This window comes from Caballeronia sp. Sq4a (assembly GCF_023170545.1).
Taxonomy (GTDB): Bacteria; Pseudomonadota; Gammaproteobacteria; order Burkholderiales; family Burkholderiaceae; genus Caballeronia.
This window is the reverse complement of record NZ_CP084250.1, coordinates 2813906-2829140: the sequence shown is the minus strand read 5'-3', so window position 1 is coordinate 2829140 and position 15235 is coordinate 2813906. Positions and strand designations below refer to the sequence as shown.

At 62.3% G+C, this 15235-nt stretch carries 13 protein-coding genes; all 13 read left to right on the top strand.

From position 1 onward, the window contains the following. Positions 1-2 precede the first annotated feature (2 nt). The 13 genes from LDZ24_RS13465 to LDZ24_RS13405 all read left to right on the top strand — a co-directional run bounded on the left by LDZ24_RS13465 (position 3) and on the right by LDZ24_RS13405 (position 15117). Positions 3-887 carry a branched-chain amino acid ABC transporter permease gene (locus LDZ24_RS13465; protein ID WP_248320755.1) on the top strand — a complete coding sequence of 295 codons (885 nt, stop codon included), beginning with the start codon at positions 3-5 and terminating at the stop codon, positions 885-887. Then, positions 887-1858 (top strand): branched-chain amino acid ABC transporter permease, encoded by a 972-nt coding sequence (locus LDZ24_RS13460; protein ID WP_175940556.1) that lies wholly within the window; start codon positions 887-889, stop codon positions 1856-1858. Before LDZ24_RS13465 ends, LDZ24_RS13460 begins: the two co-directional genes overlap by 1 nt. 488 nt (positions 1859-2346) lie before the next feature. After that, positions 2347-3513: an ABC transporter substrate-binding protein gene (locus tag LDZ24_RS13455; RefSeq protein ID WP_248320754.1), complete on the top strand. Its 1167-nt coding sequence runs from the start codon at positions 2347-2349 to the stop codon at positions 3511-3513. A gap of 241 nt (positions 3514-3754) precedes the next feature. Next, positions 3755-4927: an ABC transporter substrate-binding protein gene (locus LDZ24_RS13450; RefSeq protein WP_248320753.1), complete on the top strand. Its 1173-nt coding sequence runs from the start codon at positions 3755-3757 to the stop codon at positions 4925-4927. Between the two features lie 113 nt (positions 4928-5040). Then, complete coding sequence (locus tag LDZ24_RS13445) at positions 5041-6096, top strand: branched-chain amino acid ABC transporter permease (protein ID WP_248320752.1); 1056 nt, start codon at positions 5041-5043, stop codon at positions 6094-6096. A 3-nt stretch (positions 6097-6099) separates the two neighbouring features. After that, entirely contained in the window at positions 6100-7884 is a 1785-nt protein-coding gene (locus tag LDZ24_RS13440; protein WP_248320751.1) for an ATP-binding cassette domain-containing protein, read from the top strand. Beyond that, the gene (locus tag LDZ24_RS13435; RefSeq protein ID WP_248320750.1) at positions 7884-8630 is read left to right on the top strand and encodes an ABC transporter ATP-binding protein; all 747 of its coding nucleotides are present in this window, start codon (positions 7884-7886) and stop codon (positions 8628-8630) included. The genes LDZ24_RS13440 and LDZ24_RS13435 overlap by 1 nt, the downstream gene beginning before the upstream one ends. Before the next feature lie 154 nt (positions 8631-8784). Beyond that, on the top strand, positions 8785-10746 hold the full coding sequence (mnmG, locus tag LDZ24_RS13430) for a tRNA uridine-5-carboxymethylaminomethyl(34) synthesis enzyme MnmG (RefSeq protein ID WP_248322363.1): 1962 nt from the start codon (positions 8785-8787) through the stop codon (positions 10744-10746). Further along, positions 10743-11393, top strand: coding sequence for a 16S rRNA (guanine(527)-N(7))-methyltransferase RsmG (gene rsmG, locus LDZ24_RS13425; protein ID WP_248320749.1), 651 nt, complete (start codon positions 10743-10745; stop codon positions 11391-11393). The genes mnmG and rsmG overlap by 4 nt, the downstream gene beginning before the upstream one ends. 60 nt (positions 11394-11453) lie before the next feature. Then, entirely contained in the window at positions 11454-12269 is an 816-nt protein-coding gene (locus LDZ24_RS13420; protein ID WP_248320748.1) for a ParA family protein, read from the top strand. Continuing rightward, a complete protein-coding gene (locus LDZ24_RS13415; RefSeq protein WP_175938671.1) occupies positions 12266-13165 on the top strand; it encodes a ParB/RepB/Spo0J family partition protein in 900 nt (299 codons plus the stop codon). Before LDZ24_RS13420 ends, LDZ24_RS13415 begins: the two co-directional genes overlap by 4 nt. A gap of 15 nt (positions 13166-13180) precedes the next feature. Further along, a complete protein-coding gene (locus tag LDZ24_RS13410; RefSeq protein WP_371747354.1) occupies positions 13181-14317 on the top strand; it encodes an SLC13 family permease in 1137 nt (378 codons plus the stop codon). Between the two features lie 275 nt (positions 14318-14592). Further along, on the top strand, positions 14593-15117 hold the full coding sequence (locus LDZ24_RS13405) for an ATP synthase subunit I (RefSeq protein ID WP_248320747.1): 525 nt from the start codon (positions 14593-14595) through the stop codon (positions 15115-15117). Positions 15118-15235 lie beyond the last annotated feature (118 nt).

The following is a 15235-nucleotide window of genomic DNA, read 5'->3' as shown; positions in this document are numbered from 1 at the left end:
CAATGGAAATATTCGGCATCCCGCTCGCCGCGATGATGAGCCAGTTGCTGCTCGGACTGGTGAACGGTTCGTTCTACGCGATCCTGAGTCTCGGGCTCGCGGTGATCTTCGGCTTGCTCAACGTCATCAACTTCGCGCACGGCGCCCTCTTCATGCTGGGCGCCATGCTCGCGTGGATGGGCTATTCGTACTTCAACGTCCCGTATTGGGCGATGCTGCTGCTCGCGCCGGTCATCGTCGGCTTGCTGGGCGTGGTCATCGAGCGGTCCATGCTGCGCTGGTTGTACAAGCTGGACCATTTATACGGGCTCCTGCTGACGTTCGGCCTGACGCTCGTGATCGAAGGCGTGTTCCGTTCCATCTACGGTTCGTCGGGCCAGCCGTACGACGTGCCATCGCTCTTGTCCGGCGCGACGAATCTCGGCTTCATGTTCCTGCCGAACTATCGCGCGTGGGTCGTGGTGGCGTCGCTCGTCGTGTGTTTCGCGACGTGGTTCGTCATCGAAAAGACGCGTATCGGCGCGTATCTGCGCGCGGGCACGGAGAACCCGAAGCTCGTCGAAGCGTTCGGCGTCAACGTGCCGCTGATGATCACGCTGACCTACGGCTTCGGCGTCGCGCTCGCGGCGTTCGCGGGCGTGCTGGCCGCGCCGGTCATCCAGGTCTCGCCGCTCATGGGGCAGTCGATGATCATCACCGTGTTCGCGGTCGTGGTGATCGGCGGCATGGGCTCGATCATGGGCTCGATACTCACGGGCCTGCTGCTCGGCGTGATCGAAGGCTTCACGCGCGTGTTCTATCCGGAAGCGTCCGCGACGGTCGTCTTCGTCATCATGGCGCTGGTGCTGCTCGTGCGCCCGGCGGGACTCTTCGGCAAGGAAAAATGATGCAGAGAAAAGTGCTCTACGCGCTGTTGCTGGTCGCGTTGATCGCGGTGCCGTTCGCGGGCGTGTATCCGGTCTTCATGATGAAGGTGCTCTGCTTCGCGCTCTTCGCGGCGGCGTTCAACTTGCTGATCGGCTATACGGGCTTGCTGTCGTTCGGGCACGCGATGTTTCTGTCGAGCGCGGGCTATACGGCGGGCTATGCGATCCAGACGCTCGGCTTCACGCCCGAGCTCGGCATCGTGCTCGGCACGGCAGTCGCGACGCTGCTCGGCGTGATCGTCGGACTGCTCGCGATCCGGCGGCAAGGCATCTATTTCGCGATGGTCACGCTCGCGCTCGCGCAGATGGTCTACTTCGTGTTCCTGCAAGCGCCGTTCACGCACGGCGAAGACGGCCTGCAAGGCGTGCCGCGCGGCAAACTGTTCGGCGTCCTCGATTTGAGCAGCGACGTCACGCTCTATTACGTCGTGCTCGTGTTGATGCTGCTCGCATTCGCGCTGATCGTGCGCATCGTGCATTCGCCGTTCGGGCAGGTGCTGATCGCGATCAAGGAGAACGAGCCGCGCGCGGTCTCGCTCGGTTACGACACCGCTCGTTACAAGCTGCTCGCGTTCGTGTTGTCGGCGGGGCTCGCCGGTCTCGCGGGCGCGACGAAGACGCTGGTGCTCGGCTTCGAAACGCTCGGCGATGCGTACTGGACGATGTCCGGCCTCGTCGTGCTGATGACGCTCGTCGGCGGCATGAGCACGATGTTCGGACCGTTGCTCGGCGCTGCGATCATCGTGGCGCTGGAAGACCGGCTCGGCGACATCGGCGCGGGCATCGCGAAGGTGACGGGCGTCGCGTGGTTCAACTCGCTCGGCGAATCGGTGACCATCGTGACGGGCATCATCTTCATTGCGTGCGTATTGGCGTTCAGGCGCGGCATCGTGGGCGAAATCGTCGCACGGGTGCGGCCGTTGCAGGGATAGAATCTAATTTGGTATCCGAAGTAAGTGCGATCAGCAGGCCGGTAGTTAACGGCGCAAAGAGCGCCCTTTTAAGTGCTTGTATGCACCACTAGGGTAAATGCTAGGTTGTGGCGAAATGATACGGCCATTAATATCCGTCCTAGTTCTGAAGCACCCAGATTTTTGAGGTGGAGAACGAGGAGACATGAGGCACGAAGTGCCCGAGACGAAAGGCGCTGTTGGATGAGTCCAACGGCGCCTTTTTATTTTTCCGGCCGATAATCTGAATCGCCTGACGGATTCATCCGGCCGCGCATCGAGCGCGATTCATCGGTCAGAGCATAGCTACTAAAACGTCTGCCGGATGTGGCCGAAACGCTTGATGCGCGGCGCGCCCATGGCTACACTGCATTTCCCGACTCTTCGGTCGGCGATTCGCAACAGATAATCCGCAGCAAAGAATCAGGCGTTATTTCTATTCGGACACACGATCGACGGGGTGGAAATCAATGAAGTGGGCATTACGCGGTAAGGCGGTCGCAATGGCCGTCGCGGGATTATCGGCGGTATTCAGCACTCAGGTTTTTGCAGACGTGAAAATAGGCGTGACGGTATCGGCCACGGGGCCGGCCGCATCGCTCGGCATTCCCGAAAAGAACACCATCGCGCTATTGCCGAAGGAAGTCGCGGGGCAGAAAGTGCAGTACATCGTTCTGGACGACGCCACCGATTCCACGCAAGCCGTCAAGAACGCGCGCAAGCTCACGAGCGAAGATCACGTCGACGCGCTGATCGGCTCCACGGTGGTTCCGAACTCGCTTGCGATGATCGACATCGCCGCCGACACCACCACGCCGATGATCTCGATGGCCGCGGCCGCGAGCATCGTCGAACCGATGGACAGCAAGCGCGCGTGGGTCTTCAAGACGCCGCAGAACGACATTCTCATGGCAACCGCCATCGCGCAGCACATGTCGAATCACGGCGTGAAGACGGTGGCGTTCATCGGCTTCTCGGACGCGTACGGCGAGAGCTGGTTCAAGGAGTTCTCGAAGGCGGCGGATCTCGCCAAGATTCGCGTCGTCGCGAATGAACGGTTCGCGCGCAACGACGCGTCGGTCACCGGCCAAGTGCTCAAGATGATGTCGCAGAACGCGGACGCGGTGCTGATCGCGGGCGCGGGCACGCCGGCCGCGCTGCCGCAGAAGACGCTCAAGGAGCGCGGCTACAAGGGCAGGATCTATCAGACGCACGGTGTCGCGAACAACGACTTCCTGCGCGTATGCGGCAAGGATTGCGAAGGAACGTTCCTGCCCGCCGGGCCGCTGCTCGTCGCAGAACAACTGCCGGACAGCAATCCCGTGAAGCAGGCCGCGCTGACCTACAAGAAGGCGTACGAAGGCGCGTATGGCGCGGGATCGGTGTCGACGTTCGGCGGCCACGCCTGGGACGCGGGCCTTATTCTGCAACACGCGATTCCGGTTGCGCTGAAGAAGGGGCAGCCGGGCACGCCCGCGTTTCGCGAGGCATTGCGCGCGGCGATCGAAGACACGAAGAATCTTGCGGCATCGCACGGCATTTTCAACATGAGCGCGAACGACCACTCCGGCCTCGATCAGCGGGCGCGGGTGATGGTCGAGATCGTCGGCGGCAAGTGGAAGCTCTCGGGCAACTGACCGTCGATATGTGAGTCGATTTGAACCAAGGCGCGTTTCCACCAACGCGCCTTTTTTTCGTTCGAAAGAAGAGGGCGCACAACTGCGCACGACGGCCTCATTGGTCAGGGAAAACGAGCCTAGGCATGTGCCGGGGTGGTCCATAGATTGGGGCGGCTGAATCGGCAGGGTTATCGATAACAACTCGCAGCAGCGCACCACGGGGGTGCGCCACAAGCAAGATCGCGTTTGGAGACGAGCAATGAAAACGAAGAAAGCATGGGTCAAAAGCGGCATTGCGCTGGCAGTCGCCGGCAGCGCGATGTTCGGCGCGGGCGCAGTGTTCGCGCAGGTGAAGATCGGCGTGACGCTGTCGGCGACGGGGCCGGCCGCATCGCTCGGGATTCCCGAGAAAAACACCGTCGCGTTGTTGCCGAAGGAAATCGGCGGCAAGTCGGTCGAATACATCGTGCTCGACGACGGCACCGACACGAGCCGCGCCGTGCAGAACACGCGCAAGCTGATCGACGAAGATCACGTCGATGCGATCATCGGTTCGACGGTCACGCCGAATTCGCTCGCGATGATCGATCCCGCGTCGAGCGCCAAGACGCCGATGATCTCGATGGCCGCGTCCGCGTCAATCATCGCGCCGATGGACGCGAAGAAAGCGTGGGTCTTCAAGACGCCGCAAAACGACGCGCTGATGGCCGACGCGATCGCGAGTCACATGGAAAAGCACGGCGTGAAAACAGTGGGCTTCATCGGCTTCGCGGATGCGTACGGCGACGGCTGGTACTCGGTCTTCAACGCGGCGGCGACTGCGCACAAGCTGAAGATCGTCACGAACGAGCGGTATAACCGCCCCGATACATCGGTGACGGGTCAGGTCTTGAAAACGATGGGCGCGAATCCCGATGCCGTGTTGATCGCGGGTGCGGGCACGCCGGCCGCGCTGCCGGCCAAGACGCTGAAGGAGCGCGGCTACAAGGGCAAGGTGTATCAGACGCACGGCGTCGCCAATAACGACTTCTTGCGCGTATGCGGCAAGGATTGCGAGGGCGAGATTCTGCCGGCCGGTCCCGTGCTTGTGACCGAGCAATTGCCGGACAGCAATCCGGTGAAGAAGTCCTCGGCGGCGTACAAGAGCGCGTATGAGAAGGCGTACGGCGCGGGCTCGCTCTCGACCTTCGGCGGCCACGCCTGGGATGCCGGACAGATGCTCGCCCGCGCGATTCCCGGGGCGCTCAAAAAGGGCCAGCCGGGCACGCCTGAATTCCGCGAGGCATTGCGGGCGGCGCTGGAGAACCTGAAGGACCTGCCGGTCTCGCACGGCATCATGAACACAACGCCGAACGACCACAACGGCTTCGACGATCGCGCGCGCGTGATGGTGCAGATCGTCGATGGCAAGTGGAAGCTGCTGAACGACTAACCGCGCACGGTATTTTCAAGATAGAGAAGCGGCGCGCCGGTGGTGCGCCGCTTTTCCCATGTTCATCGGCCGATTACGGCCCTCACGTTTCGAAGAAGCTCTGAAGAGGAAGTATGGACTTATCGATTGCGGCGATTCTCGCGCAAGACGGCATCACGACGGGCGCCATCTACGCGTTGCTTGCGCTCGCGCTGGTGCTGGTGTTTTCCGTGACGCGCGTCATCTTCATTCCGCAGGGCGAGTTCGTCGCCTATGGCGCGCTCACGCTGGCGGCGCTGCAAACGCAGAAGCTGCCCGCGACCTGCTTTTTGCTCATCGCGATGGGCGTGGGCTGCTTTATCGCCGAAGTCGCGGGTATCGTGCGGCATCCGGCGCGGCATCATCGGATAGGACGGCTCCTGGCCGTGCTCGCGGGCAAGTATCTGCTGTTCCCGGTCGCGGTGTGGGCGCTGACGCAGGCGGTCTTCGCACAGACGCTGCCGATCCTCGCCCAGATCGCGCTGACGCTTTTGATCGTCGTGCCGATGGGACCCTTCGTGTACCGGCTGGCGTATGAGCCGATCGCGGAGGCGAGCACGCTGCTGCTGTTGATCGTCGCGGTGGCCGTGCACTTCGCGATGGTCGGGCTCGGGCTCGTCATGTTCGGCGCGGAAGGTTCACGCACCACCGCGTTTTCCGACGCCAGCTTCAATATCGGCAGCGTGTCGATATCGGGGCAGAGTCTGTGGGTCGTCGGCACAGCGCTCGTGCTGATCGTCGCGTTGTACTTCTACTTCGACCGCTCGATTTCCGGCAAGGCGTTGCGCGCGACGTCGGTGAACCGGCTGGGTGCGCGACTCGTCGGCATCGGCACGGCGCAGGCCGGGCGTCTCGCTTTCACGCTCGCGGCGGGTCTCGGCGCGCTGTGCGGCGTGCTGGTCGCGCCGATCACGACCATCTACTACGACTCGGGCTTTCTGATCGGCCTGAAGGGCTTCGTTGGCGCGATCGTCGGCGGTCTCGTCAGCTATCCGCTGGCCGCAGCCGGCTCGTTGCTCGTCGGGCTGCTGGAGTCCTATTCGTCGTTCTGGGCGAGCGCCTATAAGGAGGTCATCGTCTTCACGCTCATCATTCCGGTGCTGTTATGGCGAAGCCTTGCCAGCCCGCATTCCGACGAAGACGAGGAGTAAGCCATGACCTTTCTCCATCGATATCGCTTCTTCTGGCTGTTCCTGCTCGTCGTGTTCGCGCTGCCGGTGCTGCCGGGACCGGTCGCCGTGCCGGAGTACTGGATCACGCTTCTGAACTACATCGGCCTGTATTCGATTGTCGCGATCGGGCTGGTGCTCCTGACCGGCATCGGCGGCATGACGAGCTTCGGACAGGCGGCATTCGTAGGCGTCGGCGCGTACGCGACCGCGTTTCTGACGACGCGCTATGGTGTCTCGCCGTGGCTCGCGCTGGTTGCAGGCGTCGTGCTGACGGCGTTTATCGCGCTGCTGCTGGGCCTCATCACGATGCGGCTCTCCGGGCACTTTCTGCCGCTCGGCACGATCGCGTGGGGGCTCTCGCTGTTCTATCTCTTCGGAAATATGGAACTGCTGGGCAAGTACGACGGCATCAACGGGATTCCGGTACTGAACCTGTTCGGCTGGCAGCTGGAATCGGGGCGCAGCATTTACTACCTGATCTGGGTCGTGGTGCTGCTCGCCGTCGTGTCTGTTCAGAATCTGCTTAATAGTCGCCCCGGCCGCGCGATTCGGGCGCTGCGCGGCGGCGGCATCATGGCCGAAGCGATGGGCGTCAATACGGCGTGGATGCGCGTCGTCATTTTCATCTATGCGGCGGTGCTCGCGGCTATCTCGGGCTTTCTGTATGCGCATTTGCAGCGCGCGGTCAATCCGACGCCGTTCGGCCTCAACCACGGCATCGAATTCCTGTTCATGGCGGTCGTCGGCGGGGTGTCGCATGTGTGGGGTGCGATTTTGGGGGCGACGATCCTCACCGTGCTGCAGGACTATCTCCAGACGCTGCTGCCGAAGCTTATCGGCGCGAACGGCAATTTCGAGATCATCGTTTTCGGAGTCGTCATGGTCTTGCTGTTGCAATACGCGAGGCAGGGCGTGTGGCCGTTCGTGGCGCGTGTGTTTCCGCGAGGGCCGCGCGCCCACGTGCCGGAGCACGGCGAGCCTTTGCCGCAGCGCAGCAAACCGGCCGCGGGCGAGCCGCTGCTGGTCGTCGATACGGCGCGCAAGCAGTTCGGTGGCCTCGTTGCCGTGAACGACGTGAGTTTCGATGTGAAAGCCGGCGAGATCGTCGGCTTGATCGGGCCGAACGGCGCTGGAAAGTCGACTACATTCAATCTGGTCACGGGCGTCCTGCAAGCGACGAGCGGATCGATCACGTTCCACGGCGAGCGCATCGACAAGCTGACGTCTCGGGAAATCGTGAAGCGGGGCATCGGACGGACGTTTCAGCATGTCAAGATGCTGCCCGGCATGACCGTGTTGGAGAACGTCGCAATCGGGGCGCATCTGCGCGGCAGCACTGGCGTCTGGCGCAGCGTCGTCCGACTGAACGCGGCGGAGGAAGCGCGGCTGATGTCCGAAGCGGCGAAGCAGATCGCTCGCGTCGGGCTGGAGAAGCATCTCTACGCCGAGGCGGGCAGTCTCGCGCTCGGTCAACAACGGATTCTCGAAATCGCGCGGGCGCTGTGCTGCGACCCGACGCTGCTCCTGCTCGACGAGCCGGCGGCAGGGCTTCGTTATCAGGAGAAGCAACAGCTGGCCGAGTTGCTCCGAAAGCTGCGGGCGGAAGGCATGAGCATCTTGCTGGTGGAACACGACATGGACTTTGTGATGAATCTGACTGACCGGCTCGTCGTCATGGAGTTCGGTACCAAAATCGCCGAGGGACTGCCGAAGGATGTGCAGGAGAACCCGGCTGTGCTCGAAGCTTATCTGGGCGGGGTGGAGTAATGGCTGAAACCATTCTTGACGTCAGCGACTTGTCCGTGCGTTACGGCAAGGTCGAAGCCTTGCGCAACGGGAAGCTGCAAGTAGCCGCCGGGCAGATCGTGTCGGTCATCGGACCGAACGGCGCCGGGAAGTCGACGCTGCTCAACGCCATCATGGGCGCTTTGCCGCAGAGCGGCCATGCGAAGGGCGTGATCCGCTACATGGGCGATGATGTGTCGGCGCTGGCGATTGAGCGGCGCGTTTCACGTGGAATGTGCCTCGTGCCGGAAAAACGGGAGCTCTTTTCGACGATGACGGTTGAGGACAATCTCATCCTCGGCGCATACCGTCGTAAGCGGGCGGGCGAGCGCGATTATCTGGATCAGCTGGGCCACGTTTTCGAGTTGTTTCCCCGGCTCAAAGAGCGACGCAAACAGGCAGCCGGGACGCTCTCAGGCGGTGAGCGGCAGATGCTCGCTGTCGGCCGGGCGTTGATGGGGAAGCCGCGCGTTCTGATGCTGGACGAGCCGAGCCTCGGACTTGCGCCGTTAATCGTCAAGGAAATCTTCCATATCGTCAGCGCGCTGAAGCAGACCGGAGTCGCTACGCTTCTGATCGAGCAGAACGCCCGCGCTGCGTTGCAGATATCCGACTATGGGTATGTGCTCGAAACGGGTGAATTCGCCTTGGAAGGGGAGGCGGAAAGTCTGCGGCACAATCCGCAGGTTATCGAGACGTACTTGGGACTGGCTAAAAAGGCGGCGTAGCGCTTCGGTTGAAGCAACTTGTGATGGCGTGTTTCACGTGAAACACACCATTTTTTTCGGCTGTACGTGCGGCGTCGAAAACGACAGCGCGCGATGCCTATATAATCTTGCGATATTCCTTCTTCGGTTCGTGTCGTCCGCACACGAAATCTCCATGCTTTATCCCACAGAATTTGACGTGATCGTCGTTGGCGGCGGTCATGCAGGCACTGAAGCCGCGCTGGCTTCGGCAAGAATGGGCTGCAAAACGCTGCTTTTGACCCATAACATTGAAACGCTCGGGCAAATGAGCTGTAATCCGTCGATTGGCGGTATCGGCAAGGGTCATCTCGTGAAGGAGGTCGACGCCCTCGGCGGTGCGATGGCAGCGGCAACAGACGAGTCGGGCATCCAGTTTCGCATTCTCAATTCGTCGAAGGGCCCGGCCGTGCGTGCCACGCGTGCGCAGGCGGATCGGGTGCTCTATAAGCAGGCCATCCGGCATCGGCTCGAAAACCAACCGAACCTTTGGCTGTTCCAGCAGGCGGTCGATGACTTGATGGTGGAGGGCGACCGCGTCGTCGGCGCTGTGACGCAAGTAGGACTGCGGTTTCGCGCGCGGGCAGTCGTGCTGACCGCCGGGACGTTCCTCGATGGGAAGATTCACGTCGGTCTAAATAACTACGTCGGGGGGCGGGCCGGCGATCCGGCCGCAGTCTCACTATCGGCGCGCCTGAAGGAGTTGAAGCTGCCACAAGGGCGGCTGAAGACGGGGACGCCGCCGCGTATCGACGGGCGGACGATCGACTTCTCCGTGCTGGAAGAACAGCCCGGCGACCTCGATCCGATTCCGGTCTTTTCTTTCCTGGGACGCGTCGAGCAGCATCCGCGGCAGATGCCGTGCTGGGTGACGCATACGAATTCGCGCACGCACGACATCATTCGCTCCGGACTCGACCGGTCGCCGATGTACACGGGCGTGATCGAAGGCGTCGGGCCGCGTTACTGTCCGTCCATCGAGGACAAGATTCACCGGTTCGCCTCCAAGGACGCGCACCAGATCTTTCTTGAGCCGGAAGGGCTGACGACCAACGAGTTCTATCCGAACGGAATCTCCACCAGCCTACCGTTCGACGTACAGCTCGAGCTCGTCCGGTCGATGCGTGGCTTGGAACACGCGCATATTCTGCGTCCGGGCTACGCGATCGAATACGACTATTTCGATCCGCGCGCTCTGAAGGCGTCGTTAGAGACCAAAGCGATCAACGGGCTGTTTTTCGCCGGGCAGATCAACGGCACGACGGGCTACGAAGAGGCGGCGGCACAGGGGCTGTTAGCCGGCATCAACGCGGGATTGCAGGTGCAAGGGAAGGACGCGTGGTGTCCGCGGCGGGATCAGGCCTACCTCGGCGTGTTGGTCGATGACCTTGTTACGCGTGGAGTGTCCGAGCCGTATCGCATGTTCACGAGCCGGGCCGAGTATCGGCTTTCGCTGCGCGAAGACAACGCAGACATGCGGTTGACGGAAATCGGCCGCCAGATCGGCGTCATTGACGATGCACGCTGGGACGCATTCAGCCGAAAGCGCGACGCTGTTTCACGTGAAACAGAGCGGCTTCGTTCAACATGGGTCAATCCGAAGACGTTGCCGGCGGAAGAAGCGACCGCCTTGCTAGGCAAGCCGATTGACCACGAATACAGCTTGGCAGACCTTCTGCGTCGCCCTGGCGTCTCGTACGACGGCGTTTGCGCGCTGCGCGGCGGCTCGTCCGGGCCGGACGCTCCGCTTGCAGACGATCCAGTGCTTCTTGAGCAGATCAAGGAACAGATCGAGATCGGCGTCAAATATCAAGGCTACATCGAGCGGCAAGCGGACGAAATCGTGCGCAACGGCGCGCAGGAGAACACGCGTTTGCCGGAAGGCATCGACTATAACGACGTCCGTGGCTTGTCGTTCGAGGCGCGCCAGAAGCTGATGCAACATCGTCCGGAGACGATTGGGCAGGCGTCGCGCATTTCGGGCATCACGCCCGCTGCGATCTCGCTGCTCATGGTTCACCTGAAACGCGGGCTCGGCCGCCGAGGCAAGGGGAGCAGTGGCGACGAGCAGACGCCTACGACGTCGGCGGTGCAATGACGGATCTCGCTGCGTTGTTGAATGAGGGCGCTGGCGAGCTAGGCGTCGCGCTCTCCGACGAAAAGAAACAGAAGCTGCTCGACTACGTCGCACTGTTGAGCAAATGGAACGCGGTCTACAACTTGACTGCGATCCGCGATCCACGGCAGATGCTCATTCAGCACATCCTGGATTCGCTCGCGATCGTGCCCGCAGTCTCGAGCCGAAACGCGTCGACGTTGCTGGACGTCGGTTCGGGCGGAGGTCTGCCGGGCATCGTATTGGCCGTCGCGTTGCCGGACTTGCACGTAACGCTGAACGACATCGTGCATAAGAAAACGGCATTCCAGTCACAAGCGAAAGCCCAATTGGGGCTGACGAATTTGTCTGTTGTGACGGGCCGAGTCGAAACGCTGAAGCCGGGAATCGACGTCCCGGAAAAATTCGATGTGATCGTGTCGCGCGCGTTCGCAGAGCTCACGGATTTCGCTACACTTGCCCGACATCTGGTTGCGGACCACGGCTGCATCCTTGCGATGAAAGGCGTGAAGCCGGACGCAGAAATCGCGCGCCTGCCGCAGGGCGCGGCCGTCGAAAGTATCGAACGCCTGGCGGTGCCGTTCCTCGACGCCGAGCGACATCTCGTCGAGATTCGATTCGATGCGTGAGCCCTGCCGCACTCCAGCCATGCTGATCTTCTGACAGCGAAGAAACGAGGACATTAAACGATGGCAAAAATCTTCTGCGTCGCGAATCAGAAGGGCGGCGTTGGAAAGACGACGACAGCAGTGAACTTGGCAGCCAGTCTCGCGGGTCTCGGCCAGCGCGTGCTGTTGATCGACCTCGATCCGCAGGGGAACGCGACGATGGGCAGCGGCGTGGACAAAGCCGCCTGCGAGAACACGGTGTACGAGGTGCTGGTAGATGGCGTCATGTTGCGCGAAGCACGCGTGAGTCCGGAAGCCGTGGGCTACGATGTGCTGCCGGCAAACCGCGAACTCGCGGGCGCGGAAGTGGAATTGGTCGGGATGGAGAACCGCGAGCGCATTCTACGCGCCGCGATTGCCGACATAGCGCCGGACTATGATTTCGTGCTGATCGATTGTCCGCCCGCATTGTCGCTCCTTACGCTGAACGCGCTGTGCGCGGCGCACGGCGTCATCATCCCGATGCAGTGCGAATACTTCGCGCTCGAAGGTCTCTCGGACCTCGTCAATACCATCAAGCAGATTCACGCCAATCTGAACCGCGACCTGAAGGTGATCGGACTGTTGCGCGTGATGTTCGACCCGCGGATCACGCTGCAGCAGCAGGTGTCGGACCAACTGAAGGCGCACTTCGGCGACAAGGTGTTCGATGTCGTCATCCCGCGCAACGTGCGTCTCGCCGAAGCGCCCAGCTACGGCTTGCCGGGGGTCGTGTTCGACAAGGCGTCGCGCGGCGCGCAGGCATACGTCCAGTTCGGCGCGGAAATGATCGAGCGCTTGCGCGCGCTGCAACCCCAATCGATGCGGCAGGAAACGCCGACGGAGGAACCGAAATGAACGCTGTGATGAAGAAAAAGGGTTTGGGCCGCGGTCTCGACGCATTGCTCGGCGGCAGCGTCGACATCACGGAAGCCGTGCGCGGCGAGGGCACGCCGACGGTGCTGGCGCTCGACAAGCTGCAAGCAGGCAAGTACCAGCCGCGCACGCGAATGGACGAAGGCGCGTTGCAGGAGCTCGCCTCGAGCATTCGCGCGCAGGGCTTGATGCAGCCGATTCTCGTGCGTTCCGTGGGCGACGATCATTACGAGATCATCGCGGGCGAACGGCGTTTCCGCGCGGCGCGTCTTGCGGGTCTGGACGAAGTGCCGGTGCTGGTGAAGAACGTCCCCGATCAGGCCGCCGCGGCCATGGCGCTGATCGAAAATATCCAGCGCGAGGACCTGAACCCGCTGGAAGAAGCACAGGGCATCCAGCGCCTGCTCGACGAGTTCAGCTTCACGCACGAGCAAGCCGCCGAAGCGGTCGGGCGTTCGCGCAGCGCGGTGTCGAACCTGCTGCGTCTGTTGAATCTGGCGTCGCCCGTTCAGACGATGCTGCTCGCCGGCGATCTCGACATGGGACACGCGCGCGCGCTTTTGTCCGTCGACGCCGCCACGCAAATTCAGTTGGCGAATCATGTAGTGAACCGCCGCTTGTCGGTGCGGGAAACGGAGCGCCTCGTCGCCGCGACGCTCAAGCAAACGCCCGCGAAGGCGCGCCCGCCAAGCGACGGCGGACGCGACACGCGCCGTCTGGAAGAGGAGTTGTCGGATCTGCTCGCGGCCAGTGTGAAGATCAAGGTCGGCGGCCGGGGGCGCGGTAAGGTCACGATCGACTTCGGCAATCTGGACGCGCTCGAAGGCATTCTGACGAAGCTGCGCGGCAGCATCGAAACACCGACGCCGGCAGCGTAAAGGCAAGGGTCGATCTTGTCCGAGCTCGATGCCAAGGGCGTGCGCCCCGACTTCCCGGCACGCATCTGGAAGACGATCGCGAAGGAACCGGTGCTCGCGATACTCGTGCTCGCGCTGGTTCTCATCGAGGTCGTCCGTCCGCAGCCGTTGACGGCGCTGCCCGCCCTGGTCGACTGGCAGACGGTGCTCACGCTCGCCGGTCTGCTGATCCTGACCAAAGCGATCGAATTGTCAGGATTCCTAATGTGGGCGGCGCATCGGCTGGTGCATCACATACATGGCGAGCGCGGGCTCGCGCTGCTGCTCGTCGCGCTGGCGGCCGGCCTGTCCACGCTGCTGACCAACGATGTCGCGCTGTTCGCCGTCGTCCCGCTCGCGCTGTCGTTAAACAAGCTGGCGCCGCTGCCGATCAAGAAGCTCGTGATCGTGATCGCGCTGGCAGTCAACGCCGGCTCGATCCTGACACCGCTCGGCAATCCTCAGAACCTGTTTCTCTGGCAGACGAGCGGGGTTCCCTTCGGCGTCTTCGTGTGGAAGCTGCTGCCGTTGTGCGCGGCGCTGATGGCGTTGTTGTTCGCGCTGACATTCGCGATGTTTCGCGCGACGCCGCTGGACCTCTCCGGCGATGCGGAGGCGCATCGCGTAGACCGGGGACTATGCGGCATCAGCATCGTCGCGTTCGGCGTTTTCGTCGCGCTGGCGGATGCGCATCACGCGGGACCGGCGCTGGCAGCGCTGGCCGTCGGCTTCCTTCTCTGGCGACGCGAGGTCGTGCTGAAGATCGACTACCTCCTGCTGCTCATCTTCGTGCTGATGTTCATCGTGCTTCGCAGTGCTGCCGCGTTGCCGACCATCCACGATGCCATTGCGCGCATCGGCATCCACTCGCCGGTTCGCGCATTCGCCGCCGGCGCGGTGCTCTCGCAGGGCATCAGTAACGTGCCGGCGGCCATCGTGCTCGCGGAGTTCTCGAAGGACTGGCGCGCGCTCGCGTTCGGCGTGAGCGTCGGCGGGTTCGGCGTGGCAATCGGCTCGCTCGCGAATCTCATCGCCGTGCGTCTGTCGGGCGAGAAAGGCATGTGGACGCCGTTCCACGTCGTGTCGATACCGTTCTGGATCGCGGCCATGGTGATCGGCTGGGCGCTTGTTTGAAGCGTCCGACGCAATCGGTTTCAATCTGAAAATCTGCTTGCAATCGCAAGAAAAATCTTGGTTTTGAGACCGTTTTTTAAGGTTCGTCCGCTTGGCTTTTGACGCACCTAAACTATTGAATCCGTGACAACAATCGCTTACAATCCCCCGGATTTATCAGCTAGGCCACCTCGAAAGCGCCGCGAAAGCGCAAGGTGATTCTCCGGACACTGGGTTGAAGGCCTGAAGCCGAGCGCGAGTACTTCGCGCGCGGACCTCGGGCAAATGCGACGCACATGCGCGAACGAAACATGCAAGTCAGTGCTCGCTCGACCGGCGATAACCACGCCACCGGAAATCAGCCGCGCAATTCGACTGACGACTCGTGGGACGCCGAAGCGCAAGATAACAATATCGTTCCGCTCACACGGGATCAGGCAGAAAAGCTGTTCGGCCCGCAAGTGAGTCGTCCATCGCGTGTCACGCCGTATCGCGTCGTGGCGGCGCAAATGGTTTTGTCCCTGGGTGCGACGCTGCTTTGGTGGCTGTTTTACAAGCCGCCGGGCGATGCTGCGCTGTCCGCCTTTCTGGGAGGAGCGATCGCCTGGGTGCCTGCGGCTCTGTTCGCCGCGCGCCTGAAGGCGAAAAGCGGCGCGGAGACGATCATGAGCTGGATGATCGGCGAAGGCGTCAAGATGGGAGCGACGATTGCTATGTTCGTCGCCGTCGCGCTCTGGTATAAGAGCGCGCTGTGGCTGCCGTTGCTCGTCACGTACATCGTCGCGCTGAAAGCGTACTGGGTGGCCATGGCGCTGCGATGACCTTGCGGCGGCCGGTCTTCATGACCTCCCGGGTAAGTGCGGCGCAGCGTGGCCGTAGGTAGCATGAACATGAGTGCGGAACGCGTTCCGCACACGGGCCTCTCGCCCCGGAGCCGCG